This window comes from Sphingomonas sp. LaA6.9 (genome assembly GCF_022601895.1).
Taxonomy (GTDB): Bacteria; Pseudomonadota; Alphaproteobacteria; order Sphingomonadales; family Sphingomonadaceae; genus Sphingobium_A.
Genome location: NZ_JAKVIO010000018.1, coordinates 40,931 through 64,702, shown reverse-complemented (window position 1 = coordinate 64,702; position 23,772 = coordinate 40,931). Strand labels below are relative to the sequence as shown.

The following is a 23,772-nucleotide window of genomic DNA, read 5'->3' as shown; positions in this document are numbered from 1 at the left end:
GGAGCCGACAATGTTAGCGCTATCAAAAACAATATCCGTGGAGAGCGTCTTGGGGTGGTGCGAGTTCGCAGCGGCGGAAATGCTGCCCGAAGATTGGCGCTCCGCGATTCTGGTCGGCCGGATAAACACCGCAAAGGGGCCGAGCCCCGTGCTGGTGCGCCAGGGCGTTGTGCATGACATGGTCCGCCTGGCGCCGACGGTTTCGGTGCTGCTCGATCGCGACGACCTCACGGCGCTTGAAGGCGAAGAGCTCGGGCCGCTGGAGGCGCTGCTTTCGGATGCAGCGATCGCGCTGCTCCCGCCGATCGACCTTCAATGCATCAAGGCCGCCGGGGTTACCTTTGCGCTGTCGGCGATCGAGCGCGTGATCGAGGAACGCGCACGCGGTGACGCCGGCGCGGCCGCCGCGGTACGTCAGAAGCTCGAGGCACGTGTCGGCGGAAGCATCCGCGCGGTCGTTCCTGGTTCCGAGGACGCGGCCGCGCTCAAGGCGGCGCTGATCGATGAAGGGCTATGGTCGCAATATCTCGAGGTCGCGATCGGCCCGGACGCCGAGATATTCACAAAGGCGCCCGTGCTCGCCGCTGTCGGCTGGGGCGCCGATATCGGCGTGCGATCCGATTCCACCTGGAACAACCCTGAGCCCGAGGTCGTGCTTGTCGTCAATGCCAAGGGGGATGCGGTCGGCGCGACGCTCGGCAACGATGTGAACCTGCGCGACTTCGAGGGTCGCAGCGCGCTGTTGCTCGGCAAGGCCAAGGACAATAATGCGTCGTGCGCGATCGGGCCCTTCATCCGGCTGTTCGACGACGGTTTCACGATGGACGATGTGCGCGGCACCAAGGTCGACCTGCTCATCGAGGGCGAGGACGGATATCGCCTCGAAGGCACATCCTCGATGCGCGAGATCAGCCGCGACCCCGAGGCGCTGGTGGGTCAGGCGCTCAGCGAGCATCAATATCCGGATGGCTTTGCGCTTTTTCTTGGTACGTTGTTCGCGCCCGTACAGGATCGTGATGAACCGGGACGCGGATTCACGCACAAGCCCGGCGACGTGGTGCGCATTTCGACGCCGCGGCTCGGCACGCTGGTCAACCGTGTAACCACCTCGAAGGCCGCAGCGCCCTGGACACTTGGAATCGGCGCACTGATGACCAATCTTGCGGAGCGCGGCCTGCTCGCCGCCACGACCCGGCAACCGGAAGGCACTCCATGAAACTCACGCACTTTATCGGCGGCGAAGCAGTCGGCGCCGATACGCCCAATGCCAGCATCAACCCGTCCGACACCAACGAGGTCGTCGCCAATTTTCCCGATGGCGGCGCGGCGGAAGTGGATGCAGCCGTCCAGGCCGCGCGCAAGGCCTTTCCGGGATGGGCGGGCGCCTCGCCCGAGGTCCGTTCGGACCTGCTCGACAAGGTTGGTTCAACCGTCATGGCGCGTGCGAAGGAGCTTGGCGAATTGCTTGCGCGCGAGGAAGGCAAGACGCTCCCCGAGGCCACGGGCGAAGTGATGCGCGCCGCGCGTATCTTCAAATATTTTGCGGGCGAGGCGCTGCGCCGGCACGGACAGACGCTTGAATCGACGCGGCCGGGGCTCGACGTTTCGACCTATCGCGAGGCGGTGGGCGTGTACGGACTGATCACGCCCTGGAACTTCCCCATTGCGATCCCCGCCTGGAAGGCCGCGCCCGCGCTCGCCTTTGGCAACACCGTCGTGCTCAAGCCCGCCAATCCGACGCCCGCCATCGCGCACGCGCTGGCGACCATCATCCACGAGTCGGGCGCGCCTGCGGGCGTGTTCAACATGATACTCGGAACGGGTGGTGTGGGTTCGGCGATCGTCGACCATCCCGGAATAGACGGCATCTCCTTCACCGGCTCGCAAGGCGTCGGCGCCAAGGTCGGTATGGGGGCCATGGCGCGGCAGGCGCGCGTCCAGCTCGAAATGGGCGGCAAGAACCCGCTCGTCATTCTCGACGACGCCGATCTGGAGCGCGCGGTCGCAATCGCGCTCGACGGCGCCTTCTTCCAGACCGGGCAGCGCTGCACCGCGTCGAGCCGGATCATCGTTCAGGACGGGATACATGACCGTTTCGTCGCGGCGCTCGCCGAGAAGGCGGCGGCACTCAGGGTCGGCAATGCGCTCGATCCCTCGACCCAGCTGGGTCCCGCGTCGAGCGAAAGCCAGTTCGAGCAGAATCTGCGCTATGTCCGCGTCGCGACCGAGGAAGGCGGGCGGCTGGTCACGGGCGGCGAAGCACTGAACCTCGCTACGCCCGGCTATTTCATGAGCCCCGCGGTGATCGCGGACACCGATCCAAGGATGCGGATCAACAATGAAGAGGTGTTCGGCCCCGTCGCCAGCACCATCCGCGTCAAGAGCTACGAGGAAGCGCTCGACATCGCCAATCAGGGCGAGTTCGGGCTGTCCTCGGGCATCGTCACCACTTCGCTCAGGCATGCGCGGGATTTCCGCCGCAATGTCCGCGCGGGCATGGTCATGGTGAACCTGCCGACCGCCGGCGTCGATTACCACGTCCCCTTCGGCGGCACGCGCAAGTCGAGTTATGGCGCGCGTGAGCAGGGTTTCGCCGCGATCGAATTCTATACCCAGACGAAGACCGTCTATGTCGGAGACTGAATCCTTGCTGCACGAGACGATCCCTGCCACGCAGAGCGCCATTTATCCGAGCCTTGCGGACAAGCGGATTCTGGTCACCGGCGGGGGTACCGGAATCGGGGAGGCACTGGTCGAGGCCTTCGTCCGCCAGGGCGCGCATGTCGCCTTTGTCGATGTTGTCGACGCGCCCTCGCAGGCGCTGGTGGAGCGGCTTGCGCCCGCCGCGGCAAACCCGCCGCGTTTCGAACATTGCGATCTGACCGACATCGCCGGATTGCGCCGGGTGGTCGCGGCGTTCGACGAGGAATTGGGCGGCATCGACGTGCTCATCAACAATGCCGCCAATGACGACCGCCATGCCATTGCCGAGGTGACCCCCGAATATTGGGACGAGCGCATGGCAGTGAACCTGCGCCACCTCTTCTTTGCCGCGCAGGCGGTGATTCCGTCGATGAAGCGTGCGGGCGGCGGCGTGATCCTCAACTTCGGCTCGATAAGCTGGCATCTCGCGCTCGCCGATCTGGTGCTCTACCAGACCGCCAAGGCGGGGATCGAGGGACTGACGCGCTCGCTGGCGCGCGACCTTGGCCGCGACAATATCCGCGTCAACACGATCGTCCCGGGCAATGTCCAGACGCCGCGCCAGATGAAGTGGTACACACCGGAGGGCGAAGCGGAGATTGTCGCGGCGCAATGCCTCGACGGACGCATCCAGCCCGCCGATGTTGCCGCCCTCGCCGTCTTCCTCGCCTCCGACGACGCCCGGATGTGTACCGGGCACGATTATTTCGTCGATGCCGGCTGGCGCTGAGCGATGACCGGCGCCACTTCGGTTTGCGCAGTCGGTGCAACGCTGGGCGAAGGCCCGTGCTGGTCCGTGAGCGAGCAGAAGCTGTGGTTCGTCGATATCAAGCAGAAGAAGATCCATCGCTTCGATCCCGTGGAAGAGCGCCTGGAAAGCTGGGACGCCCCGGCGCAGCCAGGCTGGATCCTTCCCGCCAGCGACGGCAGCCTCATCACCGGGCTCCAGTCAGGACTTCACCGTTTCGATCCGGCCAGCAAGCGCTTCATCGCGCTCGCCGCCCCGGAAGCCGACATCCCGGGCAATCGCCTGAACGATGCGACCGTCGACCCGCGGGGCCGGCTCTGGTTTGGCAGCATGGATGATGGCGAAACCGAAGCCACAGGCCAGGTCTGGCAATATGACCGTGGCCATATTGCGAAGGCCAGGATCGCCCCGGTGACAATCACCAACGGCCCCGCCTTCTCACCCAATGGCCGGATCCTCTACCACGTCGACACGCTGGGCAGGACGATCCACGCGTTCGATGTCACCAATGATGGTATGGTCAGTGGGCATCGCGTCTTCGCGACGATCGAGGAGGGTAAGGGCTATCCCGACGGCCCCACCGTCGACAGCGAGGGCAATGTCTGGATCGCGCTGTTCGGCGGCTGGGGCGTGCGCCGCTACTCGCCTTCGGGCGAGCTCACCGGCTTCGTCCGCCTTCCCGTTGCCAATGTCACCAAGATCGCGTTTGGCGGCAGCGGATTTCGCACGGCCTATGCGACGACCGCGCGCAAGGGCCTGTCCGATGCCGAGCTGGCCGACCAGCCGCATGCCGGCGACCTGTTCAGCTTTCGTGTCGAAGTGCCGGGCTTGCCCATGACGGCGATATCACTCGATAACTGACATCAGCAAGAATGCCCGGACGTCAACCGTGGCGCGCATAATCGGGAGGGAGCGGAGAGGAATGCACAAGGAATCATCGGGGCAGGTGAACATTGCGTTCATCGCGGCCATCGTAGCGGTCGCCACGATCGGCGGCTTCATGTTCGGATACGACAGCGGCGTCATCAACGGCACGCAGGACGGGCTCGAACATGCGTTCAATCTTTCCAAGCTGGGCACCGGCTTCAATGTCGGCGCGATCCTTCTCGGCTGCGCTGCGGGCGCGTTCATGGCGGGGCGGCTTGCCGATATGATCGGCCGCCGCAGCGTGATGATGATCGCCGCGTTGCTCTTCGTGCTGAGCGCGATCGGCGCAGGCGCTGCGGGCTCCTCGACGATCTTCGTCATCGCGCGCTTCATCGGTGGTCTCGGCGTCGGCGCGGCAAGCGTGCTGTCTCCCGTCTATATCAGCGAAGTGACCCCCGCGAACATCCGCGGTCGGCTGTCCAGCATCCAGCAGATCATGATCATCACTGGGCTCACCGGCGCGTTTCTCGCCAACTATGTGCTCGCGGCCACCGCGGGCGGCTCGCAGGCGACGCTCTGGCTCGATTTTCCCGCCTGGCGCTGGATGTTCTGGATGCAGGTGATCCCCGCGGGCATCTATTTCCTCGCGCTGCTCTTCATCCCCGAAAGCCCGCGCTATCTGGTCGTCAAGGGACGCGTCGCCGATGCCGAGCGCGTGCTGACGCGCCTGTTCGGCGCGGCCGAGGCCAGCCGCAAGGTCGAGGAAATCCGCGCCTCGCTCGCCGCCGACCATCACCGGCCGCAGCTTTCGGACCTCGTCGACAAATCGACCGGCAAGATCCGCAAGATCGTCTGGACCGGCATTGGTCTGGCGGTCTTCCAGCAACTCGTCGGCATCAACATCGTCTTCTATTATGGCGCGGTGCTCTGGCAGTCGGTCGGCTTCAGCGAGAATGACGCGCTGCTGATCAACATCGTCTCGGGCAGCCTATCGATCCTCGCCTGCCTGTTCACCGTCCTCGTCATAGACCGGATCGGGCGCAAGCCGCTGCTGCTGATCGGCTCGGCGGGCATGGCGGTGACGCTGGCGGTCGTCGCCATCAGCTTTTCCACCGGCAACTTCGTCGACGGCAGCCTCCAGCTTTCGGATCAGGCGGGGCTCTGGGCGCTTGTCGCGGCCAATCTCTACGTGATCTTCTTCAACCTCAGCTGGGGCCCTGTCATGTGGGTCATGCTCGGCGAGATGTTCCCCAACCAGATCCGCGGTTCGGGGCTGGCGGTCGCCGGCTTCGCGCAGTGGATCGCGAACTTCGCGATCAGCGTCAGCTTCCCGGCGCTGGCCGCCTCGATCGGCCTCGTCGTGACCTATGGCTTCTACGCGGCGAGCGCGCTCGTCTCCTTCTTCTTCGTACGCGCAATGGTCCACGAGACGCGCGGGCTCGAACTGGAGGAAATGGCGGGATGAGGCTGGCGGCGCTCGCCGCGGCTGCGGCGATTTCGGTCGCATCCGCCGCGACGGCGAGCCCGCCCCGGCTGCTCGCGGATCCCTTTCAGGATCATGCCGTGCTCCAGCGCGACAAACCGATCGCGCTCTGGGGCCGTGCCGCGCCCGGTGCGCGGCTGACCGTCACTCTCGGTGAAAGCCGAGGCACCGCGCGCGCCACCGCCGACGGCACATGGCGCGCGAGCCTGCCCGCGATGAAGGCAGGCGGGCCCTATCGGCTGACGATACGCACCGCCGAGGGTGCCGAGCAAAGCGTTGAGGACGTGCTGATCGGCGACGTCTGGCTGTGTTCGGGACAGTCGAACATGGTGTTGCAGGTCCACCGCGCTCTCGACTCTCGCGCCGAGATCGCAGGTGCAACCGATTCCGCGATCCGTATGCTCACCGTGCCCAACGACACCAGCCTGGTACCGCTGGACGGCTTCAGGCGCCCCGTTTCCTGGCAGGTCACGTCCTCCGCCACTGTCCCCGAATTCTCGGCCGCCTGCTACTATTATGCGCGCGAACTGCGAAAGACCGTCAAGGTCCCGATGGGGCTGATCAACGCATCATGGGGCGGGTCCGCCATCTCCAGCTGGATGGACGAGGCAGCGCTTCGGCAGGTTGGCGGGCTGGACGAGCCGCTTTCGGTGCTCGCCGACCATCGCGCCGATCCCGCGCGCGGCAATGCGCGTTGGGGTGCTCTCTGGGAAAGCTGGTGGCGCGCGCGCAGCGGCGACGCGCCCGGCGCCGAACCGTGGAACGCACGCGTCGACGACATGTGGAAGCCCGTCCCGGCCTTTACTGCATGGGAGAGCTGGCAAGGAGCCGGGCTCGACCAGTTCAACGGCATGGTCTGGTACCGCACGAGCGTCACTCTGACCGCGGCGCAGACCGCGGGTGCCGCGACGCTGCGCCTCGGCGGGATCGAGGATGTCGATCAGAGCTTCGTCAACGGGCGCCCGATCGGAAACACCTCCGCTCCCGGCGCTGATCGCGAATATGCGCTCCCTGCGGGCGCGCTGCGTGCGGGCGACAACAGCATCGTGGTCAATGTGCTCGACACCTATGGCACCGGCGGCATGATCGATCCCGCAAGCAAGCGCGCACTGAAACTTGCCGACGGCACCACGATTCCGCTCGAGGGACTTTGGCGGTATCGCGCGGCCCCGGCCGCGATGGGCTATCCGCCGCGCACCCCGTGGGAGGCGACGGGCGGGCTCTCGACGATCGGCAATGCGATGATCGCGCCGCTCGGCCAATATGGGTTCAGGGGCGTGCTCTGGTATCAGGGCGAGAGCGATGTCGAGCGCGCCGACAGCTATGCCGTCCGACTGGCCGGCCTTATGCGCGACTGGCGGCAGCGCTTCGGCGCGGACCTGCCCTTTCTCATTGTGCAGATCGCCAATTATGGCGCGGCAAGTACGACGCCCGTCGACAGCGGCGCTGCGCGGCTGCGCGAGGCGCAGCGTCAGGCGGTCGAGGCCGACGGCAACGCAGCGCTCGCGGTGACGATCGACATCGGTGAGCGCAGCGACATCCACCCCGCGAACAAGCAGGAACTTGCGCGGCGTCTGGCGCGCGCCGCGCGACATCTGATCTACGGTGAGACCGCGCTGTCGCCGTCCGGACCAAGGCCGCTTTCGGCAACGCGGACCGCGCAGGGCGTTGCCGTGCGGTTCGGCGACGTCGCAGGTTCGCTGGTCAGCTACAGCGCGGCGCGGCCGATCGGTTTCGAACTGTGCGACGCCGCAGGACGCACGTGCCGCTTCGTCGACGCCCGCGCGGTGGGCGATACGGTCACGCTCGACGCTGGCGATGGCCCGTACGCGCTCGTTCGCTTCTGCTGGGCCGATAGCCCCGTCTGCAATCTGTACGACGGCTCGGGACTGCCTGCAGGACCGTTCGAGCTTCCCGTTCGCTGAGAGCCGATCGACCTCAAGCCCAAGCCTCTCAATGGTTGTGTCGGGGCGTGCGCTCTGACGTCGCGCGGTATTTGACCGCCATTTCGAGCACCGCACCATCGGCCAGTTGCCCCGTCTTTTCGCGGTAGAGCTCTTCCCACGGCGTCTGGCTCGCTGGTATCGGGGGAGGCGGCCCCGCCCGCCGCCGCGCGATCTCGTCCTCGGCGACCAGTGCGTCGCAGCGTCCGGTGTTGAGGTCGATGCGGATGACGTCGCCCGTCACCAGCCATGCGAGCCCGCCGCCCGCGGCGCTTTCGGGCGAGGCATTGAGAATGGACGGGCTGTCCGAAGTCCCCGACTGGCGTCCGTCGCCGAGCGTAGGAAGGCTCATGACGCCCCGGCGGATAAGCGCATCCGGCGGCTGCATGTTGACGACCTCGGCCGAACCGGGCCAGCCCAGAGGACCTGACCCCCGGATGACGAGGATGCAGTTTTCATCGATCTCAAGCCCGGGATCGTTGATGCGGTGGTGATAGTCGTCGGACCCGTCGAAGACGATCGCGCGCCCCTCGAACACGCCTTCGCGCCCGGGCACCGACAGATAGCGCGAGCGGAAATCGTCGGAAATCACGCTCGTTTTCATGATCGCGCAGTCGAACAGATTGCCTTTGAGCACGAGAAAGCCCGCGCGTTCGCGCAGCGGTGCATCATAGGGAAGGATCACTTCGCGGTCGGAAGCCACGCGTCCTGCGATATTCTCGGCAATGCTGCGGCCGGTCACCGTCAGGCATCCGCCGTCGATCTTGCCCTTGTCGAGCAGCTCGCACATCACTGCGGGCACGCCGCCCGCGCGGTGAAAACGCTCGCCGAGATATTTGCCCGCGGGCTGCATGTTGACGATAAGCGGCAGGTCATAGGCGCCCATCCAGTCCTCGGGCCGAATCTCGAGACCGGCATGGCGGGCCATCGCGACGATATGCGGCTGGGCGTTGCTGGAGCCGCCGATCGCGGTAGTTACCGCGATCGCGTTGAGGAAGGCCGCGCGCGTCAGGATGCTCGAAGGACGCAGGTCTTCATACGCCATGTCGACGATGCGCCGTCCGGTTTCATAGGCGATCTGACCGCGCTCGCGATAGGGCGCGGGGATCGCTGCGCAGCCTGGCAGCGAGAGCCCCAGCGCCTCGGCGACCGCGTTCATCGTCGATGCAGTGCCCATGGTGTTGCAATGCCCCGCCGAGGGTGCCGATGCGCAGGCTGCGTCGAGAAATTCTTCCTCGGTGATCTCGCCCGCCGCGAGCTTTCGCCGGCTACGCCAGATGACCGTGCCCGAACCGACCAGATCGCCTTCGTGCCAGCCATCGAGCATCGGTCCGCCCGAAAGCACGATCGCGGGAATGTCGACCGTCGCAGCCGCCATGATCCCCGCAGGGGTCGTCTTGTCGCAGCCGGTCGTGAGCACCACGGCATCGATCGGATAGCCATGCATGATCTCGACCTGTCCCAGATAGGAAAGGTTGCGATCGAGCGCCGCGGTCGGCCGCCGGCAATTTTCGAAGATCGGGTGGACGGGATATTCCATCGGGATGCCGCCCGCGTCGCGAATGCCATCGCGGACGCGCCGGACAAGCTCGAGATGGATCCGGTTGCAGGGAGAAAGGTCGCTCCCCGTCTGCGCGATCCCGATGATCGGCCGCCCCGAACGAAGCTCCGCAGGGGTGATGCCATAATTCATGAAGCGCTCGAGATAGAGCGCGGTCATGTCACTGCGAGCCGGATCGGCGAACCAGTCGCGCGACCGGAAGGGACGCGCGGGGCTGCGGGCTTTCATGCAATCCTCCACCCTCCGGCGAGGCACCGGAGCTTGTTATGGTAACGCTACCATGCCGTGTCAGCCCGCCTTGTCAAGCCTCGCGCGCGATGTTGGTGGGCGTCGGCGCGGCGCAGCGTCGGACTGTCGCCGGACGAGCGTGAAGTCGAGCAAGGTGTGGGGATGCCGTTCCTTCTGCTTGTTCCGCCTGCGGCGGATCTCCTCGATCAGCAGGTCGACCGCGGCGCGCGACATGTCGGTGATCGGTTGGTGGATCGTCGTCAGTTCGGGCCAGATCGTCGTGGCGAGTGCGGTGTCGTCGAAACCGCAGACCGTGATGTCGCCGGGCACGTCGAGCCCGTGGCGATGCGCCACCGCGACCGTGGCCGCAGCCATGTCGTCGTTGCTCGCAAAGATCGCGGAAGGCGGCGTTGCCAGGCGCAGCAATTGCTCGGCCGCGTCCAGACCCGATCGATAGGTGAAAAATCCCTGCGCGATCAGCTCTTCGCTTGCCTCGATGCTTGCTGCAGCGAGCGCTGCGCGATAGCCCTCGAGCCGCCGCGCGCTCGCGCTCTGATTGGGGTGTCCGATGATGAAGCCAATCCGCTGGTGGCCCAGCGCGATCAGGTGCTGCGTCATTTCGAGCGCGGCCTTGTAATCGTCGATGCTGACGGCGGAGACGGTGTCCGCAGGTTTGCCAGTTGCGACCGCGACCGCTGGTGTGTGCGCACGCGCGAGTATCTCGATCACCGAGGTCGCATCGCACAGCGGCGGCGGCAGGATGATGCCGTCGATACCGCTCGCGATGAGCCTTTCGGCCACGACCTCCTCATCGGTTCCGGGTTCGCATTTTTCGACGACGAGCTGAACGTTGCTCCGGCTGCACTGATCGAGCCCGCCGACCAGGAACTCGCTCAGATAGGCAGCGCTTGGGTTGCTGTAGAGCAGCCCGATGCGAATGAGGTCTGCGCTGGCCAGACTGCGCGCCGCTGGATTGGGCGCATAGTTGAGTTCACGGATCGCCGTCTCGACCAGCTCGCGTGTCGTTGGCTTGACGTTCTTCTCGCCGTTGATGACGCGCGAAACAGTCATCGGGGAGACCCCCGCCCGGCGTGCGACATCATGGATCGTCGACGTGCCCCGCTGGCGTCGATTGGGCTTGGGCTCCACGCAAATCTCCCGACAGTTGCTCAGCCATTACATACAGTTTTGTACGCCCGCAAAAAGGGAGGAGCGGCACATTCGGAACATGCGCCGCTCCCGGCAAACAGATCGGAGACCGTCGCCGTCAGAACCGGCCGCGCAGGCCGACCATGAACTGCGTGCCCGGCTTGTACCGGGTGAACGTGGCGTTGGGGAACTGGAAATAGGTCCGCTGGTCAGCATCGAAGATATTGACCACGTCGAAGGTCAGCTCGGGAAGGTGCTCGTTCTCGAAGAACTCGCCGAGATCGAAGCTCGATGAGAAGTCCCATTGCTGGTAATCATCCGAAAACAGCGCCGCGTTGGGGATGCCATTCTGGTTGAGCCCCGACACCTGCGAGCCGTCGGCATGCGTCATCGATACGCGCGCGCTTATGCCATGGTTCTCGTAGTACACCGTGGCGTTGTAGGTATATGGCGCCACGCCCAACGCGACCGCTGGCGCCGCTCCCTTGCCCTTTTGGTCGATGATCGTGAGGTTGGCCGTGAAACCGAGACCATCCATGCCATATTTGCTGAGCAGGAAGTCGAGCGGCTGAACCCAGCCGAATTCGAGGCCGTTTACGGTCAGTGATCCGCTGGCATTGACCTGCTGCTGCAACACCACCGTCGCGACATTGGGGCCGCCCCGCGAATTGATCGCTGCCTGCTGCGTCGGCGTCAGCGTGTCGAAGGTCACGCCATATTGTGCCAGGTCGGTGAAGGGCACAGTCACGGTTCCGGGAACTGTGAAGCCCGTCACCTTCTTGCGGAAGGCCGCCACGCTCACATAGCCGGGACCGCCGGTATAATATTCGAAGCCGAAGTCGATATTCTTGGAAATGAACGGTTCCAGCGACGAGTTGCCGACGTTGCCAACGTCGGCGGACGGCGAGCTGAAGTTCAGGCCGGGCAGCATCGCGTTCGGGTCGGGGCGTGTCATCGTCTTCGACAGCGCAAAACGGACCAGCGCGTTTTCCGACACATTGTAAGACACCGTCCCCGAAGGCAGCCAGTTGTCATAGGTGTTGCTGGTCGTCACGAAGTTGAGAACATTGGGATAGCACGAGCCGTCCCGCGCATTGCCAGTGCCCGGGCAGGCCGCAGGCAACGGTCCGGCGCCGTCCGGATCGGTCGCGTTGAGCGGATTGGCCAGCGACACATTGCCGCCGATCGTCTGATCGGTATGGACAAAGCGCAATCCGACATTCCAGCGCAGCGCGTTGCCACCGAGCTCGGTATTGCCGTTGACCTCCATATAGGCGCCGGTCGTTTTCTCGCGCACATAGCCGCCGCTCGCGCCGGTGTTGGATGCGCCCGCCTCGGGTGCGGCGTCGTGAAGCGCGTCGTAGTTGCTGTCGGCCTTGAACCGATCCCAGTCGACGGTCACGAAGCCGCTTGGCCCGCGCATCAGATAGGAAGGCAGCGCTGCGTTGGGGATGAGCGATCCCTGATAGAGAAGCGGTCCCATGCCTGCGCTATAGCCGCTGCCCAGAAGCGGATAGGTCGGATCGCCAGGGGCGGCCGCGCCGGGCTGATTGAGGCCACGGCACTGCGGCTGCGTGTTGGGGCTGGGCAGGAAGACGTTCGGGTTGTTGCCGCACACCGCATTCTGCCACGCCTGGCTGTTGTCGAAGGCGCGGATCCTGCGCGAGATGTCGTCATAGGCACCGCCGACACGAAGGCTGAGTTCGTCGTCACCATAGGTCAGGTCGCCCCGCACGCCCTTGGTCTCGGTCTTGCGGCGCTCATCCTGGATATTGACGCGGCTGCCCGCGTTCCAGCCAAAAATGGCCGGATCGTTGAGGTCAACATTCGTCGTGATATCCGGCATCGAGCCGCTGTTGAGATAGTCGACGGTGACACCCGATCCGAGCACGGTGGACACGAGCACCGACGGGGATTCGCGGTGAAATGTGCTTTCGGTCCAGTTGCCCGAGACATTGAACTTGAACTTGTCCGAGATGTCCCATTCAAACCCCGGGTTCACGCCCCAGAATTCGACGTCCTCCATGAACGGCCGATATTCGAGGAACCACTGGGCGTTGGCATAGGTGCCCTTGGTAACAACACAGCCACCGCTGCAATCGGTGCGATCGACCTCCATGTTGAGCGGGATGGCGGCCCCGTTGCGGCCGACCCAGTTCATGTCGATGCGCTCGAGGTCGTTTTCCTTCCTGCCATACATCGAGTCGACATAGAAACGCAGCGAATCTGCGGGCCGATATTCGAGGCTGACAATCGCGCTCAATCGTTCCTTGGACCCGAATTCGTCGGACGGTCGCCCGAGACGCGGAATGATCGCATTGTCGATCTGCTGGATCGACAGCCCCGGATTATTGGCAAGCAGGAAGGCGCGGTCGATCGTCGCCCCTGTCGTCAGGCCATTGCCTGCATTGGCCGGCACCGTCCCCGGAATGGTCCAGTTGCCGCCGCCGGTCGCGTTGCAGCCGCTGGTTGCGCCACACTGTGCGGCGCTCAGATTGGGATTGGTCCAGCCGATCGTTTCGAAGCCCGTGACGCGCACCTTGTTCTTCACATAGGCGGCGCCCGCGAGGATGCCGAAATCGCCGAAGGTGGCACTGCCGATCAGCGAACCGCGATAACCCCAGTCGTCGGCGTTGCTGCCTTTGGTGCCTTGCAGCGAATAGGTGAGCCGCTTGCCAGGATTGTCGAAGGGACGCGCACTGCGCATGTTGACGGTGCCCGCGGCCCCGCCCTCGACCATGCTCGCCATCGACGTCTTGATGACGGTGAGCTGGCTGAACAATTCGGTCGGGAAAAGGTCCAGATCGACCTCGCGGTTGGTGCTCTGCGCATCGGTACGGCCGGTCGATGACACCGCGACGGGCGCGCCGTTCAACAGCACCTTGGTGAAGTTCGTGCCCAGGCCGCGGATCGCGACCTGCACACCCTCACCCGTGATTTCGCGCGTGATGGTGATGCCGGGAATACGGTTGAAGGATTCTGCGATGTTGGTGTCGGGGAACTTTCCGATGTCCTCCGCCGAGATCGCATCGATGAAGCCGACCGAATCGCGCTTCAGATCTGCCGATTCCTGAAGGCTCTTGCGAAAGCCGGTGACGATGATCTCGCCTTCCGAGGCATCAGCCGCGGGCTGATCCTGGACGGGGGGCTGCGGAGGCGGCTCGGTCTGGGCATAGGCAGACGAAGCCATGCTCGTAGCCAGCATGGTGGCGGCAAGAAACGCCCGGCGACGGCTTGCGTGCGGACGCAATTGTTCCGTGATCATCTAATCTTCCCCTCTCCTCGACTGCTTGCCAGTCGTTATTATCGAGCTGCCGCTTATGGTAGCGGTCACATATAAAGGGCTATCGAGCTTGCAGATTAATGTCAATAACCCTGATATTGCGGATATATTGTCACATTTAGCGCTACCTCAATGGCCCGGAGCGTAGGGAAAGCGCAGCGCCTTGTACCATTGCAGCGGGTGTTCGGGTGCGACCTCACCCGCGGGCAGCGGCCGTTTCGAAAAGGTCTGAAAATAGGCGACGCTGGCATCGCGCCACCACCTCGCCTCGTTGTGCTGGATAGCGAGAAACGCAGCGATTTCGGCATGGCGTTCGGCGTCGACAAAGGATGCCAGCCCGGCCCAGCGCTGCTGCATCGACTCGACGCCCCGAACGCCGCGCCCGTAGCGCATGACCAGTTCGTCCCAGAGCGTGCGCCCCGAAGCCATCCGATGATCCCAGCCGACATGGTGGAACCAGAGCAGGTCGCGTTCGGGCACCGTGGCGATGTCGCCGAACATCCGCGCGACGGGTGGCGCATATTGGGACACCGCATCGCTTCCCGCCTTCGTCCGGTCGAAGCCGATGCCCGCACCATCGGCGCGATGATAATAGACCGGATTCCAGTCGGCGCGCTCGAGATCGTCGACCCAGGGGCCGGGCCCGTAATGATGTCCCGATGCCATCAGGTGATGCAGCCCGAGCGGGGTCATGTAATCGACGACGGTCTCGCGCGATGCCATCATCATGTCGACCGCGGGCGCCACGAATCCAGCTTCATTGGAAAAGGTCATCCGCGCCCATTCCTCGGCAATGGGGCGAGCCTTCATATCGGGATCCCACGCCATCCGGCCAAAGGCATACCAGTTGGCCTGATCGAAATGCGATCCCGACCAGTTGCGATCGCTGCCGATATTGGCGACGCCCGCCATCCCGGTGAGCCTGTAGCCGTGCAGGCTGCCGTCGATGACCCTGGCGACGGTCGAGCCGTTTCCTTTCGCCTGTGTGTCGGCCGAAAGCGCCTCCTCGAACAGCGTCCCGAGATAGGCGAGGTGCGTCGCGAAGCCGAGATATTCCTTGGTGATCTGGAATTCCATCATCAGCGGCGTTTTCGGCATCGCGCCGAACAGCGGGTGAAATGGCTCGCGCGGCTGGAAGTCGATCGCGCCGTTCTTGACCTGCACGATGACATTGTCCGCGAACCTGCCGTCAAAGGGCTTGAACTCGCTATAGGCCTGTCTGGCGCGATCGTCGGGGGTCTCGTGGCTGTAGACGAAGGCGCGCCACATCACGACACCGCGATGCGGCGCGACGGCGTCGGCGAGCATGTCCGCGCCATCGGCATGGCTGCGCCGGTAATCCTGCGGCCCCGGCTGCCCTTCCGAATTGGCCTTGACGAGGAAGCCGCCAAAGTCCGGGATCGCGCGGTAGATTTCGTCGGCCTTGGCCTTCCACCACGCGCGCACCTGAGGATCGAGCGGATCGGCGGTCTCGAGCCCACCGATCTCGATCGGCGCCGAAAAACGCGCGGAGAGATAGACGCGGATGCCATAGGGTCGGAACACGTCGGCCAGCGCCGCCGCCTTGGCGATATAGGGTGCGGTCAGGCTGTCGGCCTTGGCGTTCACATTGTTGAGAACGGTGCCGTTGATCCCGATCGACGCATTGGCCCGCGCGTAATCGATGTAGCGCGGATCTTTGAAGTCGGGCAGCTTCCACCAGTCCCAGATCGACTGGCCCGCATAGCCGCGCTCGACGCTGCGATCGAGATTGTCCCAGTGATTGAGCAGGCGGAGCTGGACCCCGGGCGCCGAGCGAATATCGAGCGCCTCGATCGGCTGGCGCGTCTGGATCAGCCGCAGCAAATGGAACGCGCCGTGAAGTGCGCCGATATCGTCGTTGGCGGCGATGACGGTGACCGGCTTGCCTTCGATCCGGGCGCTGCGGATCAGATAGCCTTCGCGCCCAAGCCCCTCGAGCGGTAGCCTGAGCGCGGCGATCGCGGGCATCCGTGTCGGGGTCCCGATCAGGATCGCGCCCGCATCCGCCGACGGACCGCTGACGGGTTCAGCACCGAGCAGACCACCAAGGCCGCGCCGCAATTCGGCAACCGCGATTCGCATCGTCGGCGAATCGCCACCCGCCACGATCGCGGTCGTCATGGGGCGGTATTGCGCCTGCAGGGAAGCTTCGACGGGACGATAGCGCAGCCACAGATCATAGCCGTCTTCGGCACGCACCGGCCCGGCGAGCGCCAGAAACGCCAGAACCAGCAATGCGCGCAGAAGCGTACGAAACATATCGTCCCCTCTCAAAAACGGCGCCGCCCGTTACCGGCGTTCGCCTTCCCCGCCAGCGGCGGGCATTGACAAGCCCATGAAGAGCATATCATGTTAGCGCTATCAATAGACGCATCGTCAAGATGTTTGCAATCGGGCGCAACGCCGCCCGCGGGAGAGGGAGGCTTCATGCGTTTCAGCGCGTTCGCTCGCAATTCGGGAATCATGCTGGCAGCGGCGGCGGCGCTCGTGCCGCTGGGTGCGGCATCAGTCACGGCGCAGCAGCCCGCCGCGCAACGCCACGACACGCCGCTCTACAGGGACGCAAAAGCGCCGGTGGAAGCGCGTGTCGAAGACCTGCTCGGACGCATGACGCTCGAGGAGAAGGTCGCCCAGCTTCTGGCCGTCTGGCAGAACAAGCCCGAGATACTCGACGCCAATCTCCAGTTCGATGCGGCGAAAATGTCGGCGCGCTACCCGAATGGCCTCGGTCAGTTCACGCGGCCGTCAGATGTCAAAGGTGCCTTCAGCCCGCGCGTCGTCGCGAGGCACACCGCCGAGCAATCGGTGAAGCTGGCAAACGAACTCCAGCACTGGGCGATCGAAAAGACGCGCCTTGGCATCCCGCTGCTGTTTCATGAAGAGGGGCTCCACGGTTTCGCGGCGATCGGCGCGACGAGCTTCCCGCAGGCGATCGGGCTCGCCTCCACATGGGACCCCGCGCTGATGCGCGAGATCAACGCCGTCATCGCGCGCGAGATCCGCGCGCGCGGCGTTCATCTGGTCCTCTCGCCCGTGGTCGACGTCGCGCGCGATCCGCGCTGGGGCCGGATCGAGGAAACCTTCGGCGAAGACCCCTATCTTGCGGGCGAAATGGGCGTGGCCGCGGTCGAGGGATTGCAGGGCAGCAGCGACAACCTCGCCCCCGGCAAGGTGTTCGCCACGCTCAAGCACCTGACCGGCCACGGCCAGCCCGAAAGCGGCACCAATGTGGGGCCCGCACAGATTTCCGAGCGTGTCCTGCGCGAGAATTTCTTCCCGCCCTTCGAGGAGGTGGTGCGGCGGACGAAGATCGGCGCGGTGATGCCGTCATATAACGAGATCGACGGTGTTCCGAGCCACGCCAACACATGGCTGCTGACCGACGTGCTGCGCGGCGAATGGGGTTTCAAGGGCGCGATCATTTCCGACTATTCGGCGATCGACGACCTGACGAACCTGCACAAGGTGGCAGCCAGCCTCGAAGATGCCGCGGTGATGTCGCTCAACGCCGGCGTCGATTCGGACATGCCCGACGGACTCTCCTTCGCCTCGCTGACCAAGGCCGTCCGCGAGGGCCGCGTTTCGCAAGCGCGGATCGACGATGCGACGCGAAAGATGCTGACGCTCAAGTTCCGCGCCGGGCTGTTCGAGAAGCCATTTGCCGACATCGCCGAAGCCAGGGCCGTCACCAACAATGCCGAGGCGCGCGCGCTGGCGCTGAAGGCGGCTCAGCGCTCGATCATCCTGCTCAAAAATGACGGCATGCTTCCGCTCGCCATGCCCAAAGGGGGAGCCGCCAGGCCGACCATCGCAGTCATCGGCCCCAGCGCCGCGGTTGCGCGGCTTGGCGGCTATTATGGCGAGCCCCCGGTCAAGGTCTCGATCCTTGACGGCATCAAGGCCAAGGTCGGCAAGAACGCCGACATCGTCTTCGCGCAGGGCGTGAAGATCACCGAGAATGACGACTGGTGGGCCGACGAGGTCAAGCTCTCCGACCCCGCGGAAAACCGCCGCCTCATCGCAGAAGCGGTGGAGGCCGCGAGGAATGTCGACCAGATCATCCTCACGCTGGGCGATACCGAGCAGACGAGCCGCGAAGGCTGGGCGAAGTCGCATCTTGGCGACCGCCCCAGCCTCGACCTGGTCGGCGAGCAGCAGGAATTGTTCGACGCGCTGAAGGCGCTGGGCAAGCCGATCACGGTCATCCTGATCAACGGGCGGCCCGCCTCCACCGTGAAGATCGCCGAGCAGGCCAACGCGCTGATCGAAGGCTGGTATCTGGGCGAACAGGGCGGCAACGCCGTGGCCGACGTGCTGTTCGGCGACGTCAATCCCGGCGGCAAGCTGACGCTCACCATCCCGCGCTCGGTGGGCCAGCTGCCGATGTTCTACAACGCCAAGCCGAGCGCGCGCCGCGGCTACCTGTTCGATACGGTCGACCCGCTTTTCCCGTTCGGCCACGGCCTCAGCTACACGAGCTTCGACATCGGCGCCCCGCAACTATCGCAGGCGCGGATCGCGCCAAATGGCACGGTCAGGGTTTCGGTCGCGGTGCGCAACACGGGCAAGCGCACGGGCGACGAGACCGTCCAGCTCTATGTGCGTGACAAGATCAGTTCGGTCACGCGCCCGCTCAAGGAGCTCAAGGGCTTTGAGCGGGTCACGCTGAAGCCGGGCGAGAGCCGCACGCTCAACTTCACGCTCGACGAGCGCGCCTTTCGCATGTGGAACGACAAGATGAAGCGCGTCGTCGAACCCGGGGAGTTCGACATCATGGTCGGCCCCAATTCGGTCGATCTCAAGAGCGTCACGCTGACCATTGCGGGTTGAGGCGGTGGCAACGCGTGCTTCCCGTCGCGACGTCCTGAGGGCGCTGGGGCTCGTCACCGCGCTCGCCACGGGCACGGTGACGTTCGGGCCCGCCGCCTTCGCGCAGGGCCGTCCGCTCTACAAGGACCCGCAGGCTCCGGTCGCCGCGCGCGTCGAGGATTTGCTCGGCCGCATGACGCTCGATGAAAAGGTCGCCCAGATCATCACGCTCTGGGCGACCAAGCGTGACATCATGGACGAACTCACCTTCAATCCCGCCAAGGCCAGCGCCGCCTATCCCCATGGCTTCGGACAGGTGGGCCGCCCGTCGGACCGTCGTGGCGCGACCCCGGCCGGGATCGGCCCCGCCGGCGGCACGGGCGCGCGCTGGCGCAGCCCGAAGGATACCGTCGACTTCGTCAATGCGGTCCAGCGCCACGCGCTGACCAACACGCGCCTCGGCATCCCCGTGCTGTTCCATGAAGAGGCGCTGCACGGCTATATGGCCACCGACGCCACCATGTTCCCGCAGGCGATCGCGCTGGCGAGCAGCTTCGACACCGCGCTGATGCGTGACGTCAGCAGCGTCATCGCGCGCGAGGTCCGTTCGCGCGGCGTCCATCTGGCGCTTTCACCCGTCGTCGACATTGTGCGCGACCCGCGCTGGGGACGGATCGAGGAGACCTTTGGCGAGGATCCCTATCTGGTCGCGGAGATGGGGGTCGCCGCGGTCGAAGGGCTGCAGGGCAGGGGCGAGACGCTCGCGCCCGACAAGGTCTTCGCGACGCTGAAGCACATGACGGGCCACGGCCAGCCCGAAAGCGGGATCAATGTCGGCCCCGCGCAGCTTTCCGAACGCGGCCTGCGCGAGAATTTCTTCCCGCCCTTCGAGCAGATCGTCCGCCGGACGCGCATCGCGGCGGTCATGCCGTCCTATAACGAGATCGACGGCGTCCCCTCTCACGCCAACACATGGCTGATCACCGATGTGCTGCGCGGCGAATGGGGCTTCAAGGGTGCGGTCGTCAGCGATTACTTCGCGATCGACGAGCTTTCGACGCTCCACCATGTCGAGCCAGACATCCCCGCCGCGGCGATCCGCGCACTCAAGGCGGGCGTGGACTCCGACCTCCCCGACGGCGTCGCCTTCCGCACACTCGCCGACTCGGTTCGTGCGGGCAAGGTGAGCGAGGCGGTGCTCGACGCCGCCGTGCGCCGCATGCTGGCGCTCAAGTTCCGCGCCGGGCTGTTCGAGAATCCCTATGCGGATTTCGCGCGATCGGACGCGATCACGGGTAATTCCGAGGCGCGCGCGCTCGCGCTGAGGGCCGCGCATCGTTCGATGATATTGCTCAAGAATGATGGCGTATTGCCGCTGACCGCGGGCGCGCACAAGCGCGTGGCCGTGATCGGCCCCAATGCCGCGATCGCGCGGCTGGGCGGCTATTCGAGCTTCCCGCGCCAGTCGGTCAGCCTGCTCCAAGGCATCACGGCCAGTCTCGCGGGCAAGGCCGAAGTGGTCCATGCACAGGGGGTCTTCATCACGCGGAGCGAGGACCGCTCTGTCGACGAGGTGCTGCTCGCCGATCCCGCGAAGAATCGCCAGCTCATTGCCGAGGCCGTCGAGGTCGCGAAGACCGCCGATGTCGTCATTCTCGCGATCGGCGACACCGAGCAGACGAGCCGCGAGGCATTTGCCAAAAACCATCTCGGCGATCGCACCAGCCTCGATCTCGTCGGCGAACAGAATGATCTTGCAGGCGCGCTGTTCGCGCTGGGTAAGCCCGTTGTCGTGGTCGCCGTCAACGGGCGCCCGCCTTCCTGGCCCGCCATCGCCGCGCGCGCGAACGCGCTGCTCGAGGCGTGGTACCCTGGTCAGGAAGGCGGGACCGCCATCGCCGACATACTCTTCGGCAAGGTCAATCCCGGCGGCAAGCTGCCCGTCTCGGTGCCACGTCACGCGGGGCAAATCCCGGTCTTCTACAATGCAAAGCCGAGCGCGCGCCGCGGCTATCTGTTCGATACGACCGACCCGCTTTTCCCGTTCGGCCACGGGCTCAGCTACACCAGCTTCGAGATCGGTGCTCCCCGGCTTTCGGCTACGCGCATCGCCCGCAACGGCAGCGTCGTGGTTTCGGTCGAGGTCCGCAATAGCGGCGCGCGCGCGGGTGACGAGGTCGTCCAGCTCTATGTCCGCGACCGCATCGCCTCGATCACGCGGCCGCTCAAGGAACTGAAAGGTTTCGAACGCGTCACGCTGAAGCCGGGAGAGGCGCGAACCGTCCGCTTCGCGCTCGACTCCAGTGCCTTCCACATGTGGGACCGCGACATGAAACGCATCGTCGAACCCGGCGATTTCGACATCATGGCCGGTCCCAATTCGGTCGATCTGAAGACCGCGACGCTTACCATCACCGCCTGACCGGATATCGTCACATGCCCAGAATCACCTCAGCCAAAGTCATCGTCACCTGCCCCGGCCGCAATTTCGTCACGCTCAAGATCGAAACCGATGAAGGCGTTTACGGCCTTGGCGACGCAACGCTCAACGGGCGCGAACTCGCGGTCGCCAGCTATCTGGCGGATCACGTGATTCCCTGCCTGATCGGCCGCGACGCGCACCGGATCGAGGATATCTGGCAATATCTCTACAAGGGTGCCTATTGGCGGCGCGGCCCCGTCACCATGTCCGCGATCGCCGCGGTCGACATGGCGCTGTGGGACATAAAGGGCAAGATCGCGGGGCTTCCGCTCTATCAGCTGCTCGGCGGCGCGTGCCGCGAAGGCGCGATGGTCTATGGCCATGCCAACGGGAAGACGATCGAGGAGACGATCGAGAACGCGCTCCACTATCAGCAGCTGGGATACAAGGCGATCCGGCTCCAGTCCGGCGTACCCGGCCTCGCATCCACCTATGGCGTGTCAAAGGACCGCTATTTCTACGAGCCCGCCGATGCCGACCTCCCCACCGAGAATCTGTGGTCGAGCGAGAAATATCTCCGCTCGGTCCCGCCGCTCTTCGAAAAGGCGCGCGAGGCACTGGGTTGGGACGTCCATCTGCTCCACGACATCCACCACCGCCTGACCCCGATCGAGGCGGGCCGACTGGGCAAGGATCTCGAGCCATATCGCCCCTTCTGGCTCGAGGACGCGACACCCGCCGAGAATCAGGCCAATTTCCGCCTGATCCGCCAGCACACCACGAGCCCGCTCGCGGTCGGCGAGGTCTTCAATGCGATCTGGGACTGCAAGGAGCTGATCGAGGAGCAGCTGATCGATTATATCCGCGCCACCGTGGTCCACGCGGGCGGCATCACGCACCTGCGCCGGATCGCGAGCTTTGCCGACATGCACAATGTCCGCACGGGCTGCCACGGCGCGACCGATCTTTCGCCGGTCTGCATGGCCGCCGCGCTCCATTTCGATCTTTCGGTGCCCAATTTCGGCGTGCAGGAATATATGCGCCATACCGAGGAGACCGATGCGGTCTTCCCGCACCATTACTCCTTCGCCGACGGCATGATGCACCCCGGCGATGCCCCCGGCCTCGGCGCCGACATCGACGAGGAACTGGCCGCCAGATACGAGTACAAGCGCGCATACCTACCCGTGAACCGCCTCGAGGACGGTTCGATGTGGCACTGGTGAACAGCGTGGACAAAACCGTGATCCCGCCGCCGCCCAGAGGCAAGGTGCGGTGGATCATCTGCGCGCTGCTCTTTTTCGCGGTGGTGCTCAGCTATATCGACCGCCTCGTTCTCTCGGTCCTCAAGCCCACATTGCAGGCGCAATATGGCTGGACCGAGAGCGGCTATGGCGACGTCGTCTTCTGGTTTCAGGCCGCCTACGGAATCGGCTTCCTCTTCTTCGGGCGGCTGATCGACCGGGTTGGCGCGAAGGTCGGCTATCTGCTTGCCATGGGTGTGTGGACCGTGGCGCACATGGCGCATGCGCTGGTCACGACCACGACTGGTTTTGCGCTGGCAAGGATTCCGCTCGCGCTCGGTGAATCGGGCACCTACCCCGCTGCCCTCGCCGCCGCCGCGGAATGGTTCCCCAAGCGCGAGCGCGCGCTCGCGATCGGTATCTTCAACGCGGGCGCCAATGTCGGCGCGATCGTGACCCCGCTGATCGTGCCGATGATCACGCTTGCGATGGGCTGGGAATCGGCCTTCGTCATCACCGGCCTGTTCAACCTCGTTTGGATCGGCGCGTGGATCGCCTTTTATCGTCGCCCGCGCGAGCACCCCAGGATCACGCAGGAAGAGATCGCCTATATCGAGGCCGAACCCTTCGACACCGAGGGTAAAGCGACCTTCCGTCAGGTTCTCTCGTGCCGCCAGACATGGGCCTATATGTCGGGCCGTTTCCTGATCGACCCGATCTGGTGGACCTTCCTGTTCTGGCTGCCCGACTTCTTCTCAAAGCGCTACGCCGTCGACCTAAAAGGCTTCGGCCCGCCGCTGATCGCCATCTATCTGATCGCGGATGTGGGCTCGATCCTCGGCGGCTGGTATTCGTCGCGGCTGCTCGCCCGCGGGGTGAGCGCCAATCGCGCACGCAAGACCGCGATGCTCGCCTGCGCGCTCGTCGTCACCCCCGTCACCTTCGCGATGTATGCCCCGACGATCTGGGTCGCGGTGCTGCTGATCGGGCTCGCCTGCGCAGGCCATCAGGGCTTTTCGAGCAACCTCTTCTCGATGCCTGCCGATCTTTTCCCGCGCTGGGCGCAGGGCACCGTCGTCGGGCTCGGCGGCTTCGCGGGTGCCGCCGGCGGCATGCTCATGTCCAAATATGCGGGCTATGTGCTCGAGACGATCGGCAGCTACACCCCCATCTTCATCGTCTCGGGGTCCGCCTATCTCGTCGCCTTGCTGGCCGTCCATCTGATCAACCCGTGCTATGCGCCGGTGACCAGATTCGCTCGCTCCGCAGAGCTGCACGCATGACGACGCTCCTTCTGCAGCCGGGTCGTCG

General features: G+C 65.0%; 14 protein-coding genes. 10 read left to right on the top strand and 4 right to left on the bottom strand.

Translation table 11 applies throughout. The features are described from left to right. Positions 1-79 precede the first annotated feature (79 nt). The 6 genes from MKI88_RS10960 to MKI88_RS10935 all read left to right on the top strand — a co-directional run bounded on the left by MKI88_RS10960 (position 80) and on the right by MKI88_RS10935 (position 7,726). Positions 80-1,216: a fumarylacetoacetate hydrolase family protein gene (locus MKI88_RS10960; protein WP_241631429.1), complete on the top strand. Its 1,137-nt coding sequence runs from the start codon at positions 80-82 to the stop codon at positions 1,214-1,216. Next, positions 1,213-2,643, top strand: a complete 1,431-nt coding sequence (locus MKI88_RS10955; RefSeq protein ID WP_241631416.1) for an aldehyde dehydrogenase family protein — start codon at positions 1,213-1,215, stop codon at positions 2,641-2,643. Before MKI88_RS10960 ends, MKI88_RS10955 begins: the two co-directional genes overlap by 4 nt. After that, complete coding sequence (locus MKI88_RS10950) at positions 2,630-3,433, top strand: SDR family NAD(P)-dependent oxidoreductase (protein WP_241631415.1); 804 nt, start codon at positions 2,630-2,632, stop codon at positions 3,431-3,433. Before MKI88_RS10955 ends, MKI88_RS10950 begins: the two co-directional genes overlap by 14 nt. Positions 3,434-3,436: 3 nt before the next feature. Then, a complete protein-coding gene (locus MKI88_RS10945) occupies positions 3,437-4,312 on the top strand; it encodes an SMP-30/gluconolactonase/LRE family protein (RefSeq protein WP_241631414.1) in 876 nt (291 codons plus the stop codon). Positions 4,313-4,373: 61 nt separating this feature from the next. Further along, positions 4,374-5,783 carry a sugar porter family MFS transporter gene (locus MKI88_RS10940; RefSeq protein ID WP_241631413.1) on the top strand — a complete coding sequence of 470 codons (1,410 nt, stop codon included), beginning with the start codon at positions 4,374-4,376 and terminating at the stop codon, positions 5,781-5,783. Beyond that, the gene (locus MKI88_RS10935; protein ID WP_241631412.1) at positions 5,780-7,726 is read left to right on the top strand and encodes a sialate O-acetylesterase; all 1,947 of its coding nucleotides are present in this window, start codon (positions 5,780-5,782) and stop codon (positions 7,724-7,726) included. Before MKI88_RS10940 ends, MKI88_RS10935 begins: the two co-directional genes overlap by 4 nt. 28 nt (positions 7,727-7,754) lie before the next feature. Here the strand turns inward: MKI88_RS10935 and MKI88_RS10930 are convergent, their stop codons facing one another. From MKI88_RS10930 to MKI88_RS10915, 4 genes are all read right to left on the bottom strand, one after another. Further along, positions 7,755-9,533, bottom strand: coding sequence for an IlvD/Edd family dehydratase (locus MKI88_RS10930; protein WP_241631411.1), 1,779 nt, complete (start codon positions 9,531-9,533; stop codon positions 7,755-7,757). Between the two features lie 60 nt (positions 9,534-9,593). After that, positions 9,594-10,682 carry a LacI family DNA-binding transcriptional regulator gene (locus MKI88_RS10925; protein WP_241631410.1) on the bottom strand — a complete coding sequence of 363 codons (1,089 nt, stop codon included), beginning with the start codon at positions 10,680-10,682 and terminating at the stop codon, positions 9,594-9,596. A 118-nt stretch (positions 10,683-10,800) separates the two neighbouring features. Continuing rightward, positions 10,801-13,872, bottom strand: coding sequence for a TonB-dependent receptor (locus tag MKI88_RS10920; protein WP_241631409.1), 3,072 nt, complete (start codon positions 13,870-13,872; stop codon positions 10,801-10,803). A gap of 222 nt (positions 13,873-14,094) precedes the next feature. Then, positions 14,095-16,245: an alpha-glucuronidase family glycosyl hydrolase gene (locus MKI88_RS10915; RefSeq protein WP_241631408.1), complete on the bottom strand. Its 2,151-nt coding sequence runs from the start codon at positions 16,243-16,245 to the stop codon at positions 14,095-14,097. 168 nt (positions 16,246-16,413) lie between these two features. Between MKI88_RS10915 and MKI88_RS10910 the strand changes: the two genes are divergently transcribed. The 4 genes from MKI88_RS10910 to MKI88_RS10895 are packed head-to-tail and all read left to right on the top strand — an operon-like array spanning position 16,414 to position 23,744. Then, positions 16,414-18,816 carry a glycoside hydrolase family 3 N-terminal domain-containing protein gene (locus MKI88_RS10910; protein ID WP_241631407.1) on the top strand — a complete coding sequence of 801 codons (2,403 nt, stop codon included), beginning with the start codon at positions 16,414-16,416 and terminating at the stop codon, positions 18,814-18,816. 4 nt (positions 18,817-18,820) lie between these two features. Next, a complete protein-coding gene (locus MKI88_RS10905; protein ID WP_407073343.1) occupies positions 18,821-21,217 on the top strand; it encodes a glycoside hydrolase family 3 N-terminal domain-containing protein in 2,397 nt (798 codons plus the stop codon). Between the two features lie 14 nt (positions 21,218-21,231). After that, positions 21,232-22,443 carry a D-mannonate dehydratase ManD gene (gene manD, locus MKI88_RS10900; RefSeq protein WP_241631406.1) on the top strand — a complete coding sequence of 404 codons (1,212 nt, stop codon included), beginning with the start codon at positions 21,232-21,234 and terminating at the stop codon, positions 22,441-22,443. Continuing rightward, positions 22,440-23,744 (top strand): MFS transporter, encoded by a 1,305-nt coding sequence (locus tag MKI88_RS10895; RefSeq protein ID WP_241631427.1) that lies wholly within the window; start codon positions 22,440-22,442, stop codon positions 23,742-23,744. Before manD ends, MKI88_RS10895 begins: the two co-directional genes overlap by 4 nt. Positions 23,745-23,772 lie beyond the last annotated feature (28 nt).

Bases quoted from the DNA above. Each gene is read 5' to 3' on its own strand.
- MKI88_RS10945 (WP_241631414.1), top strand. From the start codon at position 3,437: ATGACCGGCGCCACTTCGGTTTGCGCAGTCGGTGCAACGCTGGGCGAA.
- MKI88_RS10910 (WP_241631407.1), top strand. From the start codon at position 16,414: ATGCGTTTCAGCGCGTTCGCTCGCAATTCGGGAATCATGCTGGCAGCG.
- MKI88_RS10930 (WP_241631411.1), bottom strand. From the start codon at position 9,533: ATGAAAGCCCGCAGCCCCGCGCGTCCCTTCCGGTCGCGCGACTGGTTC.
- manD (WP_241631406.1), top strand. From the start codon at position 21,232: ATGCCCAGAATCACCTCAGCCAAAGTCATCGTCACCTGCCCCGGCCGC.
- MKI88_RS10915 (WP_241631408.1), bottom strand. From the start codon at position 16,245: ATGTTTCGTACGCTTCTGCGCGCATTGCTGGTTCTGGCGTTTCTGGCG.
- MKI88_RS10920 (WP_241631409.1), bottom strand. From the start codon at position 13,872: ATGGCTTCGTCTGCCTATGCCCAGACCGAGCCGCCTCCGCAGCCCCCC.
- MKI88_RS10960 (WP_241631429.1), top strand. From the start codon at position 80: ATGCTGCCCGAAGATTGGCGCTCCGCGATTCTGGTCGGCCGGATAAAC.
- MKI88_RS10940 (WP_241631413.1), top strand. From the start codon at position 4,374: ATGCACAAGGAATCATCGGGGCAGGTGAACATTGCGTTCATCGCGGCC.
- MKI88_RS10955 (WP_241631416.1), top strand. From the start codon at position 1,213: ATGAAACTCACGCACTTTATCGGCGGCGAAGCAGTCGGCGCCGATACG.
- MKI88_RS10950 (WP_241631415.1), top strand. From the start codon at position 2,630: ATGTCGGAGACTGAATCCTTGCTGCACGAGACGATCCCTGCCACGCAG.
- MKI88_RS10935 (WP_241631412.1), top strand. From the start codon at position 5,780: ATGAGGCTGGCGGCGCTCGCCGCGGCTGCGGCGATTTCGGTCGCATCC.